We start from the raw sequence: 18862 nt of genomic DNA on the forward strand, positions 1-18862 counted from the left end.
TTTTGAGAGCGCGTCAGACCTTCAGGCCGCGCACCACGTATTTCTGTCCGAAGACCGCGACGATCAGCGCCGGCACCATCGCCATCGCGGCGGTGGCGCTCATCAGGTTCCACTCGGTGCCCAGCTCGCTGACGAACTGCGCCATCACCACCGTGATCATCGGCGTGTTGTGGCTGGTCAGGATCAGCGCGAACAGGAACTCGTTCCAGGTCCACAGCCAGCATAGGATGCTCAAGGCCGCGATGCCCGGCATGGCCGCCGGCAGTGCCACCCGCACGAAGGCGCCCCAGCGGGTGCAGCCATCGATCAGCGCCGCCGATTCCATCGACGGGTCGATGCCGTCGAAGAAGCCCTTCATCAGCCAGGAGAAGAAGCAGATATGCACGGCGATGTGCGGTAGCAGCAGGCCGAGATAGCTGTCGAAGATGCCCCACCACTGGGTCACGAAATACAGCGGCAGCACCCAGGTGATGTAGGGCACGGTGCGGAAGATGTAGATCGTGCCGAACCAGGCATTGGCCAGCTTGCCGGTGAAGCGCGACAGCATATAGCCGCTGGTCACCGTCACCGCCAGCGACAGCACGGTGGCCAGGGTGGCGATGATGAAGCTGTTGATGAAGGCATGGACCACCACCTCCTGCTCCAGCACCTCGGCATAGTTGGCCAGCGTGAATTCCAGCCCGCGATGCACGTAATAGACGCCCCAGGCCGGCCGCAGCGAGGTGAGGATCAGCCAGAACACGGGAAAGGCGAACAGCAGCAGCACGGCGGCGACGCATAGCAGGAAGAACACCCGCTTGCCGCCGGGCGCCAGCGCGTCCAGGAAGCTGCTGCGCTTTGGCGTGGTGTAGCCGGTATCGGTGGCAACGCTCATCGCGACACCTCCATGAAACGGTTGAGCAGCTTGTAGAGGCCCCAGCCCAGCAGGCCGATGATGACCGCGCCGACCATCGCGGCGGCGGTGCCGCGCCCGAAATTCAGGAACACGAAGGCCTCGGTATAGGCGTAGATGCTGAACACCTCGGTCTGGCGGGCCGGGCCGCCGCCGGTGATGACCCACACCTGGTCGAAGGTTCTGAAACAGTCGATGGAGCGGATGACGATGCACACCGCCATCACCGGCCGCAGCATCGGCAATGTCACATGGGTGAACACCCGCCACTTGCCGGCCGCATCGATGGCGGCGGCCTCGTAGGGCTCCTTCGGCAGGCTGCGCAGCCCGGCCAGCAGGATGATGGTAAACCAGGGCGCCCACAGCCAGACATCGGCAAAGACGATGATGGCGAAGCTGGGCCAGCGGTCGGACAGCCAGGCGATCGGGCCAAAGCCCAGCCCTTCCCAGACCGCCGCGACCACGCCGAACTGGTCGTTGAAAATCCAGCGCATCATCATCGAGGCGATCACCGGCGCCACCATCAGCGGCAACAGGATCACCGTCTGCACCACGGCATGGCCGAAGAAATGACGGTTCAGCAGATGGGCCAGCGCCAGCCCGATCATCAGGCCGATGCTGACGGAGCAGAACATCAGCAGCAGCGTGTTGGGCAGCACCAGATACAGGAAATTCGGATCGGTCAGAATATAGGCGTAATGCTCGAAGCCGACCCAGGTCCGCTGCGGGTCATAGAGCGCCCAGTCGCGGAAGCTGGCATTGGCGCCGATCAGGATCGGCAGCACCTGGAACAGCAGGAGCATGATGCCCGAAGGGGCGAGCAGCAGCAGGCTAAAGCGGGTCTTTTCGTCGAACAGCGCCCGCTTGCGGCCACGCCCTCCGGTGCCGGGTGTCCCCGGGGCATTGCGCCCCGGGGTCCCGTCTAGGGTGTGATTGTCTATCGCCATTGTTTCCGGGCCGTGGTTACTGGCCGGCGTTGGCGGCCTGATGGACCTTGTCCATGCCAGCCTCCAGACCCTTGGCGATATCCTCACGCTTGCCCTTCAGAATGCCGATCATGACATCCGAATAGGCCTTGTGGACGGCTGGCCAGGCCGGGAAGTAATAGGCCGAGTGGGTGCCGACATTCTGGTCGAACACCGCGTTCTTCAACTGGGCGAAGACCGGGTCCTTCTTTTCCAGCGCCGCCCAGGCGTCCAGGCTCGGGGGCGGACCACCGGTCTCTTCCCACATCTGCATCTGCCCCTCGACGTCGGTCAGCATGGCGCCCAGGATTTCCTTGGCCGCCTTCTGCCGCTCCGCCGGCACGCCCTTGGGAATGCCCCAGCCCCAGATCTCGTTCCAGGCGAAGGGCTTGTCGGAACGCGGGCCCATCGGCTGCGGCGCCATGCCGACCTTGCCGGCGATGCGCGACTTCTTCGGATTGTTGAAATCGCCGAAATGCGTGGAATCGACCAGCGTGAAGGCAGCGTCGCCGGCCATGAAGATGGCGTTCGCCTCGTCACGCGTATAGGTGGTCATCGCCTCCGGGCTGATCTTGTGGGTGTGCAGCGCATCCCACCAGAACTCCACATATTCCTTGGTGCAGGGTTCGGTCAGCGCTGGCGTCCAGCCGGCCGCGGCCAGCTTCTTGTTGTCGCGCTCCCACAGCGGCTTGAAGATGTCGCACTTGTTGCCCCACATGGTCCACCACAGGGAGAACCAAGTGTTGTTCATGGCCATGCCGCCGACATAGCCCCACTTCACCTTGCCTTCCTTCTGCAGCCGCTGGCCGACCTTTACCAGCTCGTCCCAGGTGGTGGGGACTTCTTCCGGCTTCACCAGGTCGGTGCGGTAGAAGAAGGTGCCGACCGTATGGGCCGCCGGTACCGCGCTGACCTTGCCATCCTCGTCATAGAAGGCATCGAGCGGATGCTTGGCGACGCGGTCCATGCCCGGCACATCGTCCATGCGGGCAACCCATTTGATCCAGAGCTGGCCCCAGTCGTCATTGTGCCAGATGATGTCGAACTGGTCGTTTCCAGAGGTGAGCGTGGCGGTGACCTTCTCCTGGAAGATGGAGTAAGCCATCGGGATCTTGACCAGCTTGATCCCCTTCTTCGTCGCCCATTTGTCCATGATGGACACGCTGGCCTCTAGGATCGGGTTCTTCATGTAACCGATCTTCAGCTCCTTCACCTCAGCCCTCGCCGGGGCCGCGGAGAAGGCTGTCAGGGCAAGTGCGCCGACCGCCAAGGCGGATAGCGTGCCCTTCAGCATCTTTCCTACCGACATGTGGTTCCTCCCTTAGGATCCGTTGAATGCGGCTTGTTCCGCGCTTTTGCGGCTCCGCACCTGCAACGCCCGGCTGTTCTGAGTCTGTGGGCGCCGTCGTTCCGGGGGCGCTTGTCCGGTCCCGTCCCTTGCGGGTATCTGCCGGAGATTTTTTGTAAGCGCTTACAGAAACGCTAGAAGATGATTGCGCGTGCTGTCAAGCGCACGCATGACATTTTCCTAAATAAGAAATTTTCGACCTTCCGAGACAAGCCTCCAGGACTCCCTGTCTGCGCCATTCCTGGACAGAAAGCCTTGTCGCAGCGCACAAAAAAGTCGCCTCAAACCGTCCCTTGCGCTAGATTGGCAAGAGCAATTAGGACATGGAAAGCGCTTACGGATTGCATGGCCCAGCTTAGCGATGTCGCGAAACGCGCCGGCGTTTCAACCGCCTCCGTCTCCCGCGTGCTGAACCACCCGGACAAGGTGAGTGCCCGCATCCGCGAGAAGGTCACCCAGGCGATGGAGGAACTGGGTTATGTCCGCGACGGCGCTGCCCGGGCGCTGGCCTCGCGGCGTTCCTACTCCATCGGCTCGGTGGTGCCGACCATCGGTATCGGCATCTTCGCCAGCGGCGTGGAACGGCTGCAGCAGCGGCTGAAGGAATATGGCTACCAGCTGCTGATCGCCACTACCCAATATGACGCCACGAAGGAGCTGGAAGCCGTGCGCGCCCTGCTGGAACGCGGCGTGGACGGGGTTCAGCTGGTCGGCCAGCAGCACGATCCGCGTGTCTATGCCCTGCTGAAGGGGCGCGGCATCCCCTATGTGAACACCTACCAGTACGATGCCGAGAACGAGCATCCCTCGATCGGCTTCGACAATTACCGCAGCGCCTGGGACCTGATGCGCCATCTGATGGAGCTGGGGCACCGCAATGTCGGCATCATCACCAGCCCGACGCGGCTGAACGACCGCATCTCCGCGCGCCTCGACGGCATGCTGGCCTGCCTGCAATCCTATGGCATCGACCAGCCCTCCAGCCGGGTCATCGAAGTGGCGCACAAGCTGGCTGACGGGCGCAGTGCAACCCGCGCGCTGATGCGCAGTCACCCCGAGCTGACGGCGATCTGCGGCACCGCCGACGCGCTGGCCATCGGCGCGCTGTTCGAGCTGCGCACCATGGGCATATCGGTGCCGGGCGAGGTCTCGGTCGCCGGCTATGACGATCTGGAGATCGTGCGCCATCTCGACCCAACACTCACCACCGTGCATGTGCCGGTGGAGGAGATCGGCATGCGCGTTGCCGACTATCTGCTGGGCTGCATTGAAGGCCGCGCCATGCCGACGAAGACGGAGCTGGAAGCCACGCTGGTCCTGCGCGACTCGACCGCGCGGGTGCGCACTGCCATGACGGTGGCCAGAAGCGCCGCGGGACAGTCCTAGGGCGCCTAGCCGATCTTCGCCAAGTCGCCGTCGAACTCCATGGCGCAATATTCGCCGCCATGGAACAGGCGCTCGGTCAGCGGCTCGTCCTCCGGCTGCATCGCCGCCAGGATTTCCACCGCATACTCCTCCGCATTATCCTGCGGCCGGTAGCCGATGCGCGCGGCAAGGCTGTCGTGCCATTTGTTGCGGCTGTTGGCCGAGACGCCATAGATGATCTCGAAATGGATGCCCGCCGCGCGCAGGCAGACATCGACCAGATGCACGCAATCACGGTGGCTGAGCCAGGTGTTCAGCATGCGCACATTCTTCGGCTTCGGCTGGAAGGAGCCGATGCGCAGATTGATGATCTCCATGCCATGCTTGTCGGCATAGAGCCGGCCCATCGCCTCGCCGAACACCTTGGAGACGCCATAGCGGCCATCGGGCCGCGGCGGCACGGTCTCATCGATGTGCCGGCCGCGCGGATGAAAGCCGATCGTGTGGTTGGAGCTGGCGAAGACGATGCGCTTCACCCCCTGCCGTCGGGCCGCCTCATAGGTGTTGTGGAGGCCGATGATGTTGTTGGCGAGGATAGGCTCCCAGGGCTGCTCGACCGGGGTGCCGGCCAGATGCACCACCGCATCGACATCCTTCATCGCCGCTTCCAGCCCGGCGAGGTCGGCGAGGTCGAGGCCTTCCACCACCTCCTCGCCCTTCTGCGCCGCCCCCAGCGCCGCGCGATCCGTCACCCGCACGACCGGATAGCGGCCGCGCAGCCCCTCGCGCAGCACATTTCCGATGGCGCCGGCGGCGCCGGTGATCAGGATGCGGTGCATGTCGTCCTCCTTCGGTAACGTGTTCCTTACGCGGCCCGGGCGCTGTTATGGCCGACGCTGACCCAGCCGCTGCCGTACTTTGCCACCGCCTGCTCGTCGAAATCGAAGCCGATGCCAGGGGCGTCCGGCAGCTTCAGATTGCCCTTGTCGAATTCCAGTTGACGGCCGACCAGACGGCGGAAATTCAGCACCTGATCGTCGAGGAAAAATTCCACGAACTGCCCGTTCGAGGAAGAGGCCACCAGATGCACATGCAAATCATGGAACCAGTGCGGGCACATCTTCACGCCATAGCCGGCGGCCAGCGCGGCGATGCGGCGGAACTCGCTGATGCCGCCGCAGACCAGCGCATCAGTCTGCAGGATGCCGGCGCCGCCCTTCTCCAGCAGCTCCTTGTGCCGCCAGCGGCCATATTCGATCTCGCCGGTCGCCACGGTGACCGGGGTACGCGCCGCCAGCCTTGCGTGATTGTCGATGTCGTCCGGGCTGAACGGCTCCTCGATCCAGTAGGGATCGTAGGGCTCGTACCGGCGCATGTATTCCAGTGCCGTCGGCAGGTCTTCCCAGGCATTGTTGGCGTCCAGCATCAGCAGGATATCCTCGCCGATGGCCTCGCGCGCGGCGGCGATGCGCTTTTCCTCGCCCGCCGGATCGAGCCGACCAACCTTGATCTTCACCGCCTTGAAGCCCTTGGCGACATAGCCCGCCACCTCCTCGCCCAGCATGGCCGGAGTCTTGCCGTCCAGGTAATAGCCGCCGCTGGCATAGGCCGGCACGCTCTTGTCCGCCGACCCGCCGAGATACTGCCAGAGCGGCATGCCGGCGGCGCGCGCATTGCGGTCCCAGATCGCCACGTCGATGGCCGACAGCGCGCGCATGACCGTGCCCATGCGGCCCTGCAGCAGCGATTCTTGGTACATGTCCTTCCAGATCTTCTCGACCGTCAGCGGGTCCTTGCCGACCACGATGGGGCCCAGCAGCTCCTCCACCGCGATCTGCCCCAGCCGCCCGGCGGCGCTGCCGACATAGCAGAAGCCCAGCCCCTCCACCCCGTCGTCAGTGCGCACCTTCACCAGCAGGTAATGCCGGTCATGCACCATGCGGGTGGAAAAGGCCGTCGCCTTGTCCAGCGGGACGCGCGCAACGGTGCAGGAAACCTGCTCGATCTTGCTCATGGGACCTCCCTCATCTGCGATCCCGGCCTTCTGGGGGACCGAATTTGTAAACGCTTACATCGCTACGCCATAGGGCGTTGGCTTGTCAACCGGGGGGCTGGATGCCATCGCGTTTCACGCCAGCCTGCCACTTTTGTTTGCGAGCGATTCGCATATGCACTACGTTGCCGGGATCGTCACACGACCATGAACATCCCCTCGGCTCATGACAGATTCCGGGCTGCTGCAGGCCTATCGCGACCATGAATGGGAATTGCTGCGCTTCCTTGCCCGGCGGCTGGGCTCGCCGGCAACGGCGGCGGACATCGCGCATGACCTCTATGTGAAGCTGCTGGGCGAACCGGAGCTGCCGCAGATTCGCGACAGCAAGGCCTATCTGTTCGGCATGGCGGCCAATCTGGCGACCGATCATCTGCGGGTGGAGCGCCGGCGTGGCGAAATCCTGGCGGAGATCGACGGGCTGGTCTGGCGCCGCCGCGACGAGATGACGCCCGAACGGCATGCGTTGGCCCGCGCCGAACTGGCTTTCCTCGCCACGGAAATCGCCGAACTGCCGCCGCGCTGCCGCGAAATCTTCCGCCTGCACCGCTATGAGGGTCTGACGCAACCGCAGATCGCCGATCGGCTGGGGGTCGGCATCACCACGGTTTACAAGGACCTGAAGCTGGCGCTGGAAACCATGCTGCGCGCCCGGCAACGCTTCCGCGCAACCGCGCCACAAGATAAAGGCCACCGGAAATGACGGCCCCGCTCGTCTATTCTGTGAACACCAGCCCGACACGCCCTTCATCGCCCCTTCGATGCCAGCCAGAGTGACTGCCTTGTCCCAGCCGATATCGCCCGATCCCGTCGAGCAGGCCGCACAGGACTGGTTCCTGCGGCTGACCGCCGGCGATATGGACACGGCAGATCTGCAAAGCTTCCGTGACTGGCGGCAGGCCGATCCCCGGCATGAGGCGGCCTTCCGGGAGGTGCGCGCGCTGTGGAACGATCTCGACCCGCTGGAGCCGGCTTTTGCACCGGCAGCCAACGAGACGGCGACCCATCGCATCCGCCCGCGCCTGTTCCGACCCGGCGCCGTGGCCGCGGTTACTGCGCTCGCCGCCTGCCTGCTGCTGTTCGTGGCCACGACACCCGACCTGTTGCTGATGATCGAGGCGGATTACCGGACAGATCGCGGCGAACAGACGAGCGTGACATTGCCGGACGGCACGGTTGCGCATCTGAACACCGGCAGCGCGCTGGATGTCCGCTACAGCGATGGTCGGCGCGAGGTTGCCCTGCTGACCGGCGAGGCGTGGTTCGACGTCGCCCGGGACACGGAGCGTCCGTTCAGCGTGCTGGCGCTGGGCGGCAACAGCATGGCGGTCGGCACCGCCTATGCCGTGCGCGACAGGGACGGCATCGCCACCGTAACGGTGACGGAGGGCACGGTCCGGGTCACCCCCGGCAAGGGCGGAGACGGCCTGTTGCTCCACGCCGGCCAGCGCATCGCCTATCGCGAGGATGGCGGTATCGGCCCGATGGAGCGCGTGGACATGGACGCCGCCACCGCCTGGCGCCACGGCATGATCCTGCTGCGGGATCGCCCCTTCACCGAGGCGCTGGAAGAGATCGGCCGCTATCATCCGGGCCGTATCCTGCTGCTGAGGGATGAGTCAAAGCTGGGCAGGGTAACCGCCCGCCTGTCGCTCGGCGCGCTCGACAGCGGTATCGACGCGCTGGCCGCCACCCACGGCCTCTCTGTCATCCGGCTGACCGACTATCTGGTCATCCTGCGCTGAGCGCAAAAAAATCTAAAAATCCGCACCGGTTTTCCCGCGCCCGCTCGCTCTATGCATAGACGACACGCGAATGCGTTGCATTCCTATTATCTGAATTGTCGAAGGGGAACGATCGATGCGGGGCGAGATTTCTAATCCGAAGGCCGGCAAGGCTATGCCGGGACGACACCGGAAGCTGGCGCAGGCACTATTGGCTGGCACGATGCTGAGCACGCTGGCCATCGCCGGTGCTGCCAGCGCCACCCAGCCGGCCATTGCCCAGCAGACCGCCCAGGCGGAAGCCGTGCATGACTTCGCCATCGCGCCGCAGCCGCTGGCCGAGGCGCTGGACCGCTTCGCCGAACGCACCGGCCTGTCCTTCGCCTATCGCTCCGATGCCGTCGCCGGCCTCTCCTCCCCCGGCGTGAGCGGCAGCTTCACCGCGACCGAAGGGCTGCGCCGCCTGCTGGCCGGCACCGGCACTGCCTTCCAGTTCACCGGCGCCACCACGGTGACAATCACCCGGCCGCAGGCGCAAGGCGCGGTGACGCTGGATACCGTCGCTGTCGAAGGCCGCCGTGCACCGGAGACCGCCACAGGCCCGGTCGAGGGCTATGTCGCGACGCGTAGCGCCACCGGCACCAAGACCGACACGCCGCTGATCGAGACGCCGCAGGCGATCAATGTCGTCACCCGCGACCAGATGGAGGCGCAGGGCTCGACCACCCTGACCGAAAGCCTGCGCTACACGCCGGGCGTCGTCGCGCAGTACGGCAACAACGATGTCCGGCACGACTGGCTGACGGTGCGCGGCTTCACGCCGGGGCGCTATCTGGACGGGCTGCGCCTGTCGTTCGGCGCGCGCGGCTATTCCCAGCCCCGGATCGAGCCCTTCGGGCTGGAGCGTGTCGAGGTGCTGAAGGGCCCGGCCTCGCTGCTCTACGGGCAGGGCAATCCCGGCGGCATCGTGAACATGGTGAAGAAGCGCCCGACCGAGGAGGAGGTCCGCGAAATCGAGCTGCAGACCGGCAGCTTCGACCGCATGCAGGCTGGCATCGATCTCGGCGGCAAGGCCAATGAGGAGGGCACGCTGCTCTACCGCATGGTGGCACTGGGCCGGAAATCGGACACCCAGTTCAACTATGTCGAGGAGGAGAAGGCTTATGTCGCCCCCTCGCTGACCTGGCTGGCCGGCGAGAACACGAAGATCACCTTCTTCGGCGAATATCAGGAGATCGACGCCCCGGGCGGCGGCGGCGCGCCGGCCCTGCCGGCGGTCGGCACGCTGTATCCCGGCAGCCAGGGCACGCTGCCGCGCGAGACCTTCGTGGGCAAGCCGGGCTATGACCATTTCAACAACAAGCAGTGGTTCGTCGGCTACGAGTTGGATCACCGCATCGACGACACCTGGTCGCTGCGCCAGAATCTGCGCTATGGCGATGTCGATACCGACAGCCAGCGCGTGCAGGCCTATTGCGCAACCACGCCCTGCGATCCCTCCATGCTCGGCCGCTATGCCTGGGCCTTTCCGGAAAGTGCGCGGATGCTGACCGTGGACAATCAGGCGGTGGCCGATTTCCGCACCGGCAGCGTGGCCCACAAGGCGCTGGTCGGCTTCGATTATTCCTATGAGGACAGCACCTTCGAGGAATCGCAGCTGACCTTCCTGACCACCCCGTTCGATGCCTATAACCCGACCTACGGGGTACCGGTCAGCCGGCCTGGCACCGGCATGCGGATCGACCAGGAACGCCGGCAGATCGGCCTTTACCTACAGGACCAGATGAAGATCGACCGGCTGACCCTGGTGCTCGGCGGGCGCTATGACATGGCCGATACGGATACCCGCACCCAGACCGCGACATCCGATGCCAGCGTGGCACAGGATGACCGGGCCTTCACCGGCCGCGTCGGCGCGGTATACAATTTCGACAATGGGCTGGCCCCCTATGCCAGCTATTCGACCTCCTTCCAGCCGGCCAGCGGCACCGACAGCAGCGGCAGCGCCTTCGACCCGACCGAGGGCGAGCAGTTCGAGGTCGGCGTGAAGTACCAGCCCACGGGCGGGCGCAGCTTCGTCACCCTGTCGGTCTATCAGCTGACGCAGCAAAATGTGCTGACCCCCGATCCCGCCAACACGCGCTTCAACACCCAGACCGGCGAAGTGCGGATGCGCGGGCTGGAGCTGGAGGGCAAGGCGCAGCTGACCAGCGGCCTGTCGCTGATCGCCTCCTACGCCTATACCGACAGCGAGATCACCAAGGCCAACGCCAACGCGTCAGGCGTCAGCACCGAGGGCAATCGCCTTGCCTTCGTGCCGGAGCATCAGGCCGCCGCCTGGCTGGACTATGAAGTATCGTCCGGCCCGCTGGATGGTCTAGGCTTCGGGGCCGGCGCACGCTATATCGGCCAGACCTACGGGGACAATGCGAATAATTACGACGTTCCGGGCTACACGTTGGTCGATGCCGGCATCCGCTACGACCTCGGCAAGCTGGGTACGTCGCTTGAGGGGGTGACGGTGGCGCTGGATGCCAGCAACCTGTTCGACAAGGACTATGTCGCAACCTGCCTGTCCGCCACCGGCTGCTATATGGGCGTGGGCCGGACGGTCTATGCGACGCTGAAATACAGCTGGTAAGCAGCACCCGGACATCAACAGGGCCGGTGCGGATGGCAGGAAGCCACCGCATCGGCCCTTACTTTTGTACGCTGCTGTTCCGGCTTAATGCTCCGCGATTATCCTGCCGGCTCCAGATAGCTCTCGAAGACGCCGACATGCACGGTCGCGGGATCGGCGGCCTGCGGCCACAGCTCCTGTGAGTCGAACGCGACATCGTAGGTCGGCTCATCCTGGGACTGGAGATTGTGCGCGGCGGCATCCGGAAACGGATAGGCCGGCGTGATGGCGACGACGACACCGCATTTGCCGCGAATATAGCCCGGCATGCGGACATGGCCCGACACGAACTCGTTCTTCACCCGGACCCTGTCACCGACAGCGAAGGTCTGGCGCGGCTCTGCGTTCGGCCGCCCCTCGGCGCTGGGCAGGGCCAGCGGGAACACCCCGCCCGCCAGCTTCTCCAGCTCTTCCCGCGTGACAACACCCTTCTCGACGCAGAGCGTGGCAAAGCCGGTCAGCGACCGTTCGTAGTAACAGGCCGACAGGTAATGGCGCGGGTCCATCCGTTCGATGGCATGGCGGTATTCGTCCATGTTCATGATACCGAGGCGCACCCCCAGCCCGTAGAGGGCGTTCGCCCGCAGCTCCCACGGCGCCTTGAACACCGCCCGGCCTTCCGCATAGCGCACCGGGCCGAAGCCCTGCTTCCCGCCCAGATCATGCACGCCGTCCATCCGTCTCTCCTCCGGCTCAGCGGTAAGGGGCCTCAAGACGCGACACGCCGATCATGGAATCCTTGGTCACGATCTCGCGCAGCTTGTCTTCCGGCCAGCCGATGGTCTCCTCCGGCTGTACCGGCAGGACCATGTAGCGGGTATCCGTGGTCGTATCCCAGACCTTGATGTCGATCTCATCGGGGAGGTCCAGCCCCATCTCACGCAGAACGGTGCGCGACTGGCGCACCAGGCGGGAGCGGTACTCGAAATCCTTGTACCAGCCCGGCGGCAGCCCGATGATGGTGAAGGCGGTACAGGAACACAGCGTGCAGCAGATCACATTCTGCAGCGTCTGGGTGTTCTCCAGCACGACCAGATGCTTGTGGTGGGGCGGCATGGCGAGGCCAAGTTCCGTAACAGCGGCCTTGCCGTTCTCAAGCAGCCGGCGCTTGAAATCGGCATCGGTCCAGGCCCGGGCGACCACCTTTGCGCCGTTCTCCGGCACCCAGTTCTCCTCGGCATTGTGGACGACGGCGTCCACATCCTCGGTACGGACGAGATTGCGTTCGACGAAAGCCTGCTCCAGTGCCGCGACGCGCCGTTCGACCGGCGCTGCTCTCTGATCGGTGGAAGCCATGGGTCCTGACCTCTGACGGGAATGACGGAGGATTCAGCCGGGATTCCCAGCCAAATCCTGCACTCGGCCCCGATGGTAGCCGAAGGGACTTCAACTGGAAACCATGGTCCGCGCGTTCAGGCTGCCGGTGAACCGTCCCTGAACAGGTAGGGACCGTCGAAGTCACCGATATAGCTCTGATGGGTGACGAGGCCGGCGGGGGTCCAGCTGTGCAGGTGGATGGCCGGCGGCTCCATGACGAAGGCGGACGGGCCGCCGGGGCGGAGGTCCATCGCCACCTGATGCGCCGGGCTGGGCGCCACGCTGACCGGCGTGCCGTGCCACACCGCCTGGATCGGCCGGTGCAGATGGCCGCACAGCACGCGCTGAATCTGCCCATGCTGGCTGAGGATGCTCCCGAGTTCCGGCGCGCCCTGCAGCAGGCCGATCCTGTCCATATGCGCGATGCCGGTCGGGAAAGGCGGGTGATGCAGCATGACCAGCGTCGGGCGCTCGGGCTGCTCGGCCAGCCGGTCGGCAAGCCAGCCCAGCCGGCCCGCGCACAGCTCGCCATGGCTGCGGCCCGGCGTCACCGTGTCCAGCGCCAGCAGGCGCAGCGGATGTTCCTCGATGGCGTACTGAATCCAATCCCCGCCCTGCGCAAGATAGGCATGATCCGGGAAGCCGGCGCGCAGCGCGCCGCGCTCGTCATGATTGCCCGGCATCAGATAGACTGGCATCGACAAGGGCGCCAGGATGTCGCGCAGGATGGCATATTCCCCGGCACTGCCTTCATCCACCAGATCGCCGGTCATGACGACGATGTCCGGGCGCGGCTCCATCGCGTTCACATGCGCCACCGCGCGTTCCAGAAAGGCGGCGGTATCGACCCGGTTATAGGCCGGCTTGCGCTCACGGGTGATATGGGTGTCGGTGATCTGGGCGATCAGCATGTCTCGGTCCTGGTTGGAAATTAATCGGAAAGCGGGATCAGGGCGTCGGCATCGAAGGTCAGGCGTACAGCATCGCCGGACGCGATCTCGATGCGGTTGGGTACATCGGCAATCAGCGGTTCCGGCGCTGCGCCCCCGACAATAAGCCGCTGGCGGTCGCCAAGGAAGAAGGCGGAGATCACCGTACCGGTCAGGGCAGCCATGCCCTCTTCCGCAAGCCGCAACGATTCCGGACGCAGCGCCGCTTCGACCGGCCCGTCCGGGCCGGCCCAGGGCAGGTTGCCGCCGGGCAGTTCCAGCAGGCCGTTGCGCGCCCTGCCGGACAGCCGGTTCATGGAGCCGATGAAATCGGCGACGAAGCGGTCGGCGGGTTTCAGATAGATATCGCGCGGACGGCCGATCTGCGCCACCCGTCCCTTGCTCATGACGACGATGCGGTCGCCCAGCGCCATCGCCTCCGCCTGATCGTGCGTCACATAGATCGCGGTGATGCCGAGGCGCCGCAACAGCCGGTCGATCTCCAGCCGCAGATCCTCGCGCAGCTTGGCGTCCAGCGCCGTCAGCGGCTCGTCCAGCAGCAGCACGCGCGGCTCCACGGCCAGCGCCCGGGCCAGCGCGACGCGCTGCCGCTGGCCACCGGACAGCTGGTCGATGGGCCGGTCGGCCAGCTCCGTGATGCGCATCATCTCCAGCATCTCGGCAACACGGCGGCGGCGGTCGGAGTCCGGCACGCGCCTGATCTTCAGCCCATAGGCGATATTGCCTGCGACGCTCATATTCGGGAACAGCGCATAGGACTGGAACACCATGCCGACATTGCGCTTCTCGATGGGCAGCGCCGTCACATCCTCATCGCCGAACAGGATACGCCCGCCGGCATCCGGCATTTCCAGTCCGGCGATCAGCCGCAGGGTCGTGGTCTTGCCGCAGCCCGAGGGGCCGAGGAATACCAGCGTCTCGCCGGCATTGACCTCCAGGTCCAGCGGCTCCAGCGCGCGGGTGGCATCGGGAAAGGTCTTGGCGCAGCCGGCCAGGCGGATACGGGTTCCGGTCATTGTCATCTTTAGGTTTCCTTGCGCCGGCGCGGGCGCGACAGGGCCTGCATCGCCAGCAGCAGCGGCAGGATCATCACGAAGAAGATCAGCGTATAGGCGCTGCCGATCTCCAGCCGCATTGAGGCATAGCTGTCGGCCAGCCCGACCGGCAGGGTCTTGGTCAGCGGCGTGTGCAGCATCCAGGTCAGGTTGAATTCCCCGATGGATAACGTCACCACCATAAGCGAGCCGGCGAGGATGCCCGACCGGCAGTTCGGCAGGATCACGCCGAAGAAACGCTGCGGGAAACTGGCGCCCAGGCTGCGCGCACCCTCCTCCAGCGTCTTCAGATCGATGGAGGACAGCACCGCCAGCACGGCGCGGATCATGAACGGCAGGGTGAACAGCACATGCCCGACCAGAATGAAGGCAGCGCTGGTGCGGAATTCCCGGAAGCCGCCATAGGCTATCAGCAGCGCCAGCGCGGTGGCGAGGCCCGGCACGGCGACTGGCACCACCAGCAGCTCCTCGATCAGCCGGGTCAGCCGCGACGGGCGGCGGGCCAGCGCATAGGCCGCCGGCACGCCGAGGATAAGGGTGCAGGCAAGGCAGGCCAGCGCCAGCCCCAGCGACAGGGCCAGCGTGTCGGCATAGAGGTCGAGCACCTGCCACACCCAGCGCAGCGTCAGGCCGCTGCTGATGCCCTGAAAGAAATTCACCGTGACGCCGGCCAGCATCGACATCAGCACCGGCACCACCAGGAAGGCCGCGACCAGCAGGGTCAGCGCCAGTTGCACCGCGAACAGGAAGGGGCGGTTCATCGCGCTCACCCCGCCGCCGCAACGGAACTGCCGGCCGCCGTCCGGGCCAGCGCCAGCACCGCCCAGGTGATGAGGCCGAGAATCAGGCTCAGCGCCGCCGCCATGGCGATGTTCGCGTGTAGCGTGAACTCCGTATAGATCACCATCGGCAGCACATCAATGTTGGTCGCCAGGGTGAAGGCGGTGCCGAACGCGCCCATCGAGGTCGCGAAGCAGATCGCGCCCGACGACAGAAGCGCCGGCAGCAGGCCGGGCAGGATGACGTCGCGGGTAACGGCGAAGGTGGAGGCGCCCAGCGAGCGCGCCGCCTCCTCCAGCCTTCGGTCCAGCTTCCCGGCGGAGGCCATGACGGTCAGGATGACGCGCGGGATGGAGAAATAGAGATAACCCAGGAACAGCCCCGCCATCGAATAGGCGAAGACCAGCTTAGAGCCGCTCAGCGCCTGGGTCAGGTCGCCGATCAGCCCCTGCCGTCCGGCCAGCATGATGACCAGGAAACCGACCACCACGCCGGGAAAGGACAGCGGCAGCGTCATGATGCCGATCAGCACGGCACGGCCGGGGAAGCGGTTGCGTTCCAGGAACAGGCCGCACACCGCGCACAGAACCAGCGTCGCCAGCGTCACCCCGGCAGACAGCAGCACGGTGGCGATCAGGCTTTCGCGATAGCGCGGGTTGGTCAGGATCGCGGCATAGGCCGACAGGCCGTCCGGCCCGGTTCCCGCCGCCAGCGCCAGCCGGCCGATGGGCAGCAGGAAGAAGGCGCAGAACACCAGCAGCGCCGGGGCCAGCAGCATCGCCAGCAGGAAATTGTCGCGTTTGTCTGACATGGAGACCGGTTCCGGACGGAAAAGGCGATGGCGGCGGGGCTGGAGCGACCCCGCCGCCACGGACGCGCAGTCTTTAGCGGACTTCCGCCAGATAGCGCGCGCCGAAATCCTTCTGCACCTCGGCCATCTTGGCGTAGTCCACCGGCTTGGCGCGGGCATAGTCTGCCGCCGGCAAGAACTTCGACGCCGCTTCCGCCGACATGGCGCTGGCACGCACCGGGCGCAGGAAGGCGTTGGCCCACAGTGCCTGGCCCTTGTCGGACATCACGAAGTCCAGCACCTTCTTGCCGTTCGCCGCATGCGGCGCGCCCTTCACCAGGCTCATGACATAGGGCACGACCACCGAGCCTTCCGCCGGGATGACGAAGGCGACATTGGCCTTGTCCTTGTACTTGGCGCGGTAGGCGTTGAAGTCGTAATCGATCAGGATCGGAATCTCGCCAGACAGCACGCGGGCGTAGGAGGTCTGCTTCGGCACGATCGGATCGTTCTTCATCAGTTCCTTGAAGAAGGCGATGCCGGGGGTGAAATCCTCCAGGCTGCCGCCCATCGCGCCATTGATGGCGACGGCACCGGCATAGCCGACAAAGGCGCTCGACGGATCGAGATAGCCGACCATCCCCTTATATTCCGGCTTCAGCAGATCCTTCCAGGAGGTCGGGACCGGCTTGCCGCCCAGCGCATCGACATTCACCATCAGGCCCAGCGTTCCGGAATGGATGGTGAACCAGTTGCCCGCCGGGTCCTTCAGACCTTCGGGAATCTCGTCGAAGCCGGCCGGCTTATAGGGCTGCACGACGCCTTCCTTGGCCGCCTGGATGCCGAAGGACACGCCGTAATAGGCGACGTCGGCGACCGGGTTGGCCTTCTCGGCCAGCAACTGCGAGAGGGTCTGGCCGGAATTCTTGTTGTCGTGCGGCACGGCGATGCCAGTGTTCTCCTTGATCGCCTTCAGCTGCGAGGCCCAGTCCGCCCATTCCGGCGGGCAGTTGTAGCAGATCGCATTGCCTTCAGCGGCGGCGGGCTGCCAGGCGGCAGCCCCGGTAATGGCGGTGACGGCCAGCGCGGCGGCGGCCAGGATATGGCGGGCACTCATGAACTCTCTCCTTTTATGGCGGTTGGGCGGAGCGGGATGACATCCGCCCGGCGGGCAGACGACGGCGGTGCCGCCGACTCGCCGGGCCGGATCTGGTGCGGCAGGATCATCTGGCGCGGACTGGCGCCGGCGCCGAGACGGCCGAGCAGTTGTGCCACCGCCTGCTGGCCCATGGCATGGCTGGGCTGGACCAGCGAGGTGAGGCTGGGGCTGGTCAGCGCGCTGAGCGTGATGCCGTCGAAGCCGGTGACGGTGAGGTCGCGCGGCACCTGCAGCCCCAGTGCGCGGCAGGAGCGGATCGCCGCCAGCGCCAGCAGGTCGGTGGTGCAGACCAGCGCCGTCGGCGCCGGGCGCCCGCTGAACAGGCCGGCCAGCAGCGGCGCCATCTCGGTATCGTCGAACCGCACCTCCAGCAGCAGGCCGGGCGGCAGGCCGGCTTCGCGCAGCGCATCGGCAAAGCCCTCGAAGCGCAGGCGCGACCGGTCGGACGCGGTGAAGGAGCCGGCGATCATGGCGAAGCGCCGGTGGCCGAGGCCGATCAGGTAGCGCACCAGATCGGCCATGGCGCGGCGGTTGTCGATGGTCACCGCCGGGCGGCCACCGGCAGCCGGCTGGTTATAGACCAGCACATAGGGCACGCCCTCGGCATCCAGCATGTCCAGCGTCTCATTCTCCGCCGCATCGGCGACGGTGAGCACCAGCCCCTCGACGCGGTTGGCCAACAGCGCCTCGACGGCGCTGCGCTCGCGGCCCGGATCGTAATCGGTGGCAGCCAGCAGAGTGGCATAGCCGGCAGCACCCGCCGCCTCCTGGCAACCCTGCACGGAATCGGCGAAGACCGGATTGAACAGCGAGGGCACCAGAATGCCGATGGTGCGGCTGCTGCTGGTCTTCAGCTGCCGGCCGATGGCGTTCGGGCGGAAGCCGATCTCCACCATTGCCGCGCGCACCGCCTCGGCCCGGTCGGCGGCCACCGGCCCGGTGCCGTTGATGACCCGCGACACGGTGGCGATGGACACGCCGGCCACACGGGCAACATCGCGGATGGTGGGTGTCTTGCGCATGCGGCGGCGGTCCGGTCTCCGGTGAATGACCGACACACCATGACAGCGCCGTGTGACGCCACGGTTACAGCGGTGTAAACGTTTTCATACAAATGCCAGGGTGCTGTTCGTCATGCCACATTCCTGCTTTCCAGCGTGCCGCGCTTGTCACATGGAATCGGCACGCCAACATGCGACTATTCAGGGCCTGAAACACGGTAAGCAAACGATGATTGAAATTCAGCGACTGGCAGCAGGAGACGAAGCGCTTTTTCGAAAGCTGAACATCGTTTTTGCTACGGCCTTCGACGACCAGGAAAGCTATGCGGCCAAGCCGCCTTCCGACGCCTATCTGACGCGCCTTCTGTCCAAGGATCATGTGTTCGTGCTGGTCGCCGTAGATGCGGGCGAGGTAGTCGGCGGTCTCGTTGCCTACGAGCTGGAAAAGTTCGAACAGGCACGCAGCGAGATCTACATCTACGATCTGGCGGTCACCGAGGCGTATCGCCGACAGGGGATCGCCACCGCGCTGATCGGGAAATTACAGGAAATTGCGGCTGGGCGCGGGACATGGGTGATCTATGTCCAGGCCGATTATGGGGATGACCCCGCTGTCGCGCTCTACACGAAGCTGGGCACACGCGAGGATGTGATGCATTTCGACATCCCGGTACAGAAAGCTGCCACAGCCTAGGGTGCCGCCGGGCCACTGACTCAGCGGCGTTAATTCTGAGTGGGAGATCGCGACACCACCAAGACTTGCAATCGCTCGCGCCTCGATAC

At 65.4% G+C, this 18862-nt stretch carries 18 protein-coding genes; 5 read left to right on the top strand and 13 right to left on the bottom strand.

All coding sequences use genetic code 11. The features are described 5' to 3' along the window. Positions 1 to 13 precede the first annotated feature (13 nt). From MK313_RS08330 to MK313_RS08340, 3 genes are read right to left on the bottom strand one after another with little or no spacing between them, the layout of a single operon-like run. Complete coding sequence (locus MK313_RS08330) at positions 14 to 874, bottom strand: carbohydrate ABC transporter permease (RefSeq protein WP_121216726.1); 861 nt, start codon at positions 872 to 874, stop codon at positions 14 to 16. Further along, entirely contained in the window at positions 871 to 1839 is a 969-nt protein-coding gene (locus MK313_RS08335; protein WP_008942888.1) for a carbohydrate ABC transporter permease, read from the bottom strand. Before MK313_RS08335 ends, MK313_RS08330 begins: the two co-directional genes overlap by 4 nt. A gap of 16 nt (positions 1840 to 1855) precedes the next feature. Further along, positions 1856 to 3166, bottom strand: a complete 1311-nt coding sequence (locus tag MK313_RS08340; RefSeq protein ID WP_287780821.1) for an ABC transporter substrate-binding protein — start codon at positions 3164 to 3166, stop codon at positions 1856 to 1858. A 384-nt stretch (positions 3167 to 3550) separates the two neighbouring features. Between MK313_RS08340 and MK313_RS08345 the strand changes: the two genes are divergently transcribed. Continuing rightward, positions 3551 to 4591: a LacI family DNA-binding transcriptional regulator gene (locus MK313_RS08345; RefSeq protein WP_287780823.1), complete on the top strand. Its 1041-nt coding sequence runs from the start codon at positions 3551 to 3553 to the stop codon at positions 4589 to 4591. 5 nt (positions 4592 to 4596) lie between these two features. Here MK313_RS08345 and MK313_RS08350 read toward each other — a convergent pair whose 3' ends face one another. Continuing rightward, on the bottom strand, positions 4597 to 5409 hold the full coding sequence (locus MK313_RS08350; protein WP_287780824.1) for an NAD-dependent epimerase/dehydratase family protein: 813 nt from the start codon (positions 5407 to 5409) through the stop codon (positions 4597 to 4599). Between the two features lie 26 nt (positions 5410 to 5435). Continuing rightward, positions 5436 to 6584, bottom strand: a complete 1149-nt coding sequence (locus MK313_RS08355) for a mandelate racemase/muconate lactonizing enzyme family protein (RefSeq protein ID WP_287780825.1) — start codon at positions 6582 to 6584, stop codon at positions 5436 to 5438. Between the two features lie 205 nt (positions 6585 to 6789). Here MK313_RS08355 and MK313_RS08360 point away from each other — a divergent pair, with 205 nt between their 5' ends. The 3 genes from MK313_RS08360 to MK313_RS08370 all read left to right on the top strand — a co-directional run bounded on the left by MK313_RS08360 (position 6790) and on the right by MK313_RS08370 (position 10988). After that, the gene (locus tag MK313_RS08360; protein ID WP_287780826.1) at positions 6790 to 7326 is read left to right on the top strand and encodes an RNA polymerase sigma factor; all 537 of its coding nucleotides are present in this window, start codon (positions 6790 to 6792) and stop codon (positions 7324 to 7326) included. A gap of 79 nt (positions 7327 to 7405) precedes the next feature. Continuing rightward, on the top strand, positions 7406 to 8368 hold the full coding sequence (locus MK313_RS08365; RefSeq protein WP_287780827.1) for a FecR family protein: 963 nt from the start codon (positions 7406 to 7408) through the stop codon (positions 8366 to 8368). Positions 8369 to 8483: 115 nt separating this feature from the next. Beyond that, positions 8484 to 10988, top strand: coding sequence for a TonB-dependent siderophore receptor (locus tag MK313_RS08370; RefSeq protein ID WP_287780829.1), 2505 nt, complete (start codon positions 8484 to 8486; stop codon positions 10986 to 10988). 98 nt (positions 10989 to 11086) lie between these two features. Here MK313_RS08370 and nthB read toward each other — a convergent pair whose 3' ends face one another. The 8 genes from nthB to MK313_RS08410 form a co-directional block, all read right to left on the bottom strand. Then, a complete protein-coding gene (gene nthB / locus MK313_RS08375) occupies positions 11087 to 11704 on the bottom strand; it encodes a nitrile hydratase subunit beta (RefSeq protein ID WP_287780831.1) in 618 nt (205 codons plus the stop codon). 16 nt (positions 11705 to 11720) lie between these two features. After that, a complete protein-coding gene (locus MK313_RS08380) occupies positions 11721 to 12323 on the bottom strand; it encodes a nitrile hydratase subunit alpha (RefSeq protein WP_287780833.1) in 603 nt (200 codons plus the stop codon). Positions 12324 to 12439: 116 nt separating this feature from the next. Next, a complete protein-coding gene (locus MK313_RS08385) occupies positions 12440 to 13255 on the bottom strand; it encodes a phosphodiesterase (protein WP_287780834.1) in 816 nt (271 codons plus the stop codon). A gap of 20 nt (positions 13256 to 13275) precedes the next feature. Continuing rightward, positions 13276 to 14316: an ABC transporter ATP-binding protein gene (locus MK313_RS08390; RefSeq protein WP_287780836.1), complete on the bottom strand. Its 1041-nt coding sequence runs from the start codon at positions 14314 to 14316 to the stop codon at positions 13276 to 13278. A 2-nt stretch (positions 14317 to 14318) separates the two neighbouring features. Next, the gene (locus MK313_RS08395) at positions 14319 to 15110 is read right to left on the bottom strand and encodes an ABC transporter permease (protein ID WP_287780837.1); all 792 of its coding nucleotides are present in this window, start codon (positions 15108 to 15110) and stop codon (positions 14319 to 14321) included. A 5-nt stretch (positions 15111 to 15115) separates the two neighbouring features. Beyond that, entirely contained in the window at positions 15116 to 15940 is an 825-nt protein-coding gene (locus MK313_RS08400) for an ABC transporter permease (RefSeq protein WP_008942901.1), read from the bottom strand. Positions 15941 to 16013: 73 nt separating this feature from the next. Beyond that, positions 16014 to 17036 (bottom strand): ABC transporter substrate-binding protein, encoded by a 1023-nt coding sequence (locus MK313_RS08405; RefSeq protein WP_287780838.1) that lies wholly within the window; start codon positions 17034 to 17036, stop codon positions 16014 to 16016. Continuing rightward, positions 17033 to 18100: a LacI family DNA-binding transcriptional regulator gene (locus MK313_RS08410; protein ID WP_287780839.1), complete on the bottom strand. Its 1068-nt coding sequence runs from the start codon at positions 18098 to 18100 to the stop codon at positions 17033 to 17035. The genes MK313_RS08405 and MK313_RS08410 overlap by 4 nt, the downstream gene beginning before the upstream one ends. Positions 18101 to 18308: 208 nt before the next feature. Here MK313_RS08410 and MK313_RS08415 point away from each other — a divergent pair, with 208 nt between their 5' ends. Beyond that, complete coding sequence (locus MK313_RS08415; RefSeq protein WP_416054117.1) at positions 18309 to 18773, top strand: AAC(3)-I family aminoglycoside N-acetyltransferase; 465 nt, start codon at positions 18309 to 18311, stop codon at positions 18771 to 18773. Positions 18774 to 18862 lie beyond the last annotated feature (89 nt).

Origin of the sequence: Oceanibaculum sp. (assembly GCF_022449305.1) — a bacterium.
Classification (GTDB): domain Bacteria; phylum Pseudomonadota; class Alphaproteobacteria; order Oceanibaculales; family Oceanibaculaceae; genus Oceanibaculum; species Oceanibaculum indicum.

Excerpts from the sequence above, each read along its gene's own strand:
- MK313_RS08395 (WP_287780837.1), bottom strand. The coding sequence starts at position 15,110 with ATGAACCGCCCCTTCCTGTTCGCGGTGCAACTGGCGCTGACCCTGCTG.
- MK313_RS08360 (WP_287780826.1), top strand. The coding sequence starts at position 6,790 with ATGACAGATTCCGGGCTGCTGCAGGCCTATCGCGACCATGAATGGGAA.
- MK313_RS08370 (WP_287780829.1), top strand. The coding sequence starts at position 8,484 with ATGCGGGGCGAGATTTCTAATCCGAAGGCCGGCAAGGCTATGCCGGGA.
- MK313_RS08340 (WP_287780821.1), bottom strand. The coding sequence starts at position 3,166 with ATGTCGGTAGGAAAGATGCTGAAGGGCACGCTATCCGCCTTGGCGGTC.
- MK313_RS08330 (WP_121216726.1), bottom strand. The coding sequence starts at position 874 with ATGAGCGTTGCCACCGATACCGGCTACACCACGCCAAAGCGCAGCAGC.
- MK313_RS08355 (WP_287780825.1), bottom strand. The coding sequence starts at position 6,584 with ATGAGCAAGATCGAGCAGGTTTCCTGCACCGTTGCGCGCGTCCCGCTG.
- MK313_RS08380 (WP_287780833.1), bottom strand. The coding sequence starts at position 12,323 with ATGGCTTCCACCGATCAGAGAGCAGCGCCGGTCGAACGGCGCGTCGCG.
- MK313_RS08390 (WP_287780836.1), bottom strand. The coding sequence starts at position 14,316 with ATGACAATGACCGGAACCCGTATCCGCCTGGCCGGCTGCGCCAAGACC.
- MK313_RS08345 (WP_287780823.1), top strand. The coding sequence starts at position 3,551 with ATGGCCCAGCTTAGCGATGTCGCGAAACGCGCCGGCGTTTCAACCGCC.
- MK313_RS08350 (WP_287780824.1), bottom strand. The coding sequence starts at position 5,409 with ATGCACCGCATCCTGATCACCGGCGCCGCCGGCGCCATCGGAAATGTG.
- MK313_RS08385 (WP_287780834.1), bottom strand. The coding sequence starts at position 13,255 with ATGCTGATCGCCCAGATCACCGACACCCATATCACCCGTGAGCGCAAG.
- MK313_RS08405 (WP_287780838.1), bottom strand. The coding sequence starts at position 17,036 with ATGAGTGCCCGCCATATCCTGGCCGCCGCCGCGCTGGCCGTCACCGCC.
- MK313_RS08415 (WP_416054117.1), top strand. The coding sequence starts at position 18,309 with ATGATTGAAATTCAGCGACTGGCAGCAGGAGACGAAGCGCTTTTTCGA.
- MK313_RS08410 (WP_287780839.1), bottom strand. The coding sequence starts at position 18,100 with ATGCGCAAGACACCCACCATCCGCGATGTTGCCCGTGTGGCCGGCGTG.
- nthB (WP_287780831.1), bottom strand. The coding sequence starts at position 11,704 with ATGGACGGCGTGCATGATCTGGGCGGGAAGCAGGGCTTCGGCCCGGTG.
- MK313_RS08400 (WP_008942901.1), bottom strand. The coding sequence starts at position 15,940 with ATGTCAGACAAACGCGACAATTTCCTGCTGGCGATGCTGCTGGCCCCG.
- MK313_RS08335 (WP_008942888.1), bottom strand. The coding sequence starts at position 1,839 with ATGGCGATAGACAATCACACCCTAGACGGGACCCCGGGGCGCAATGCC.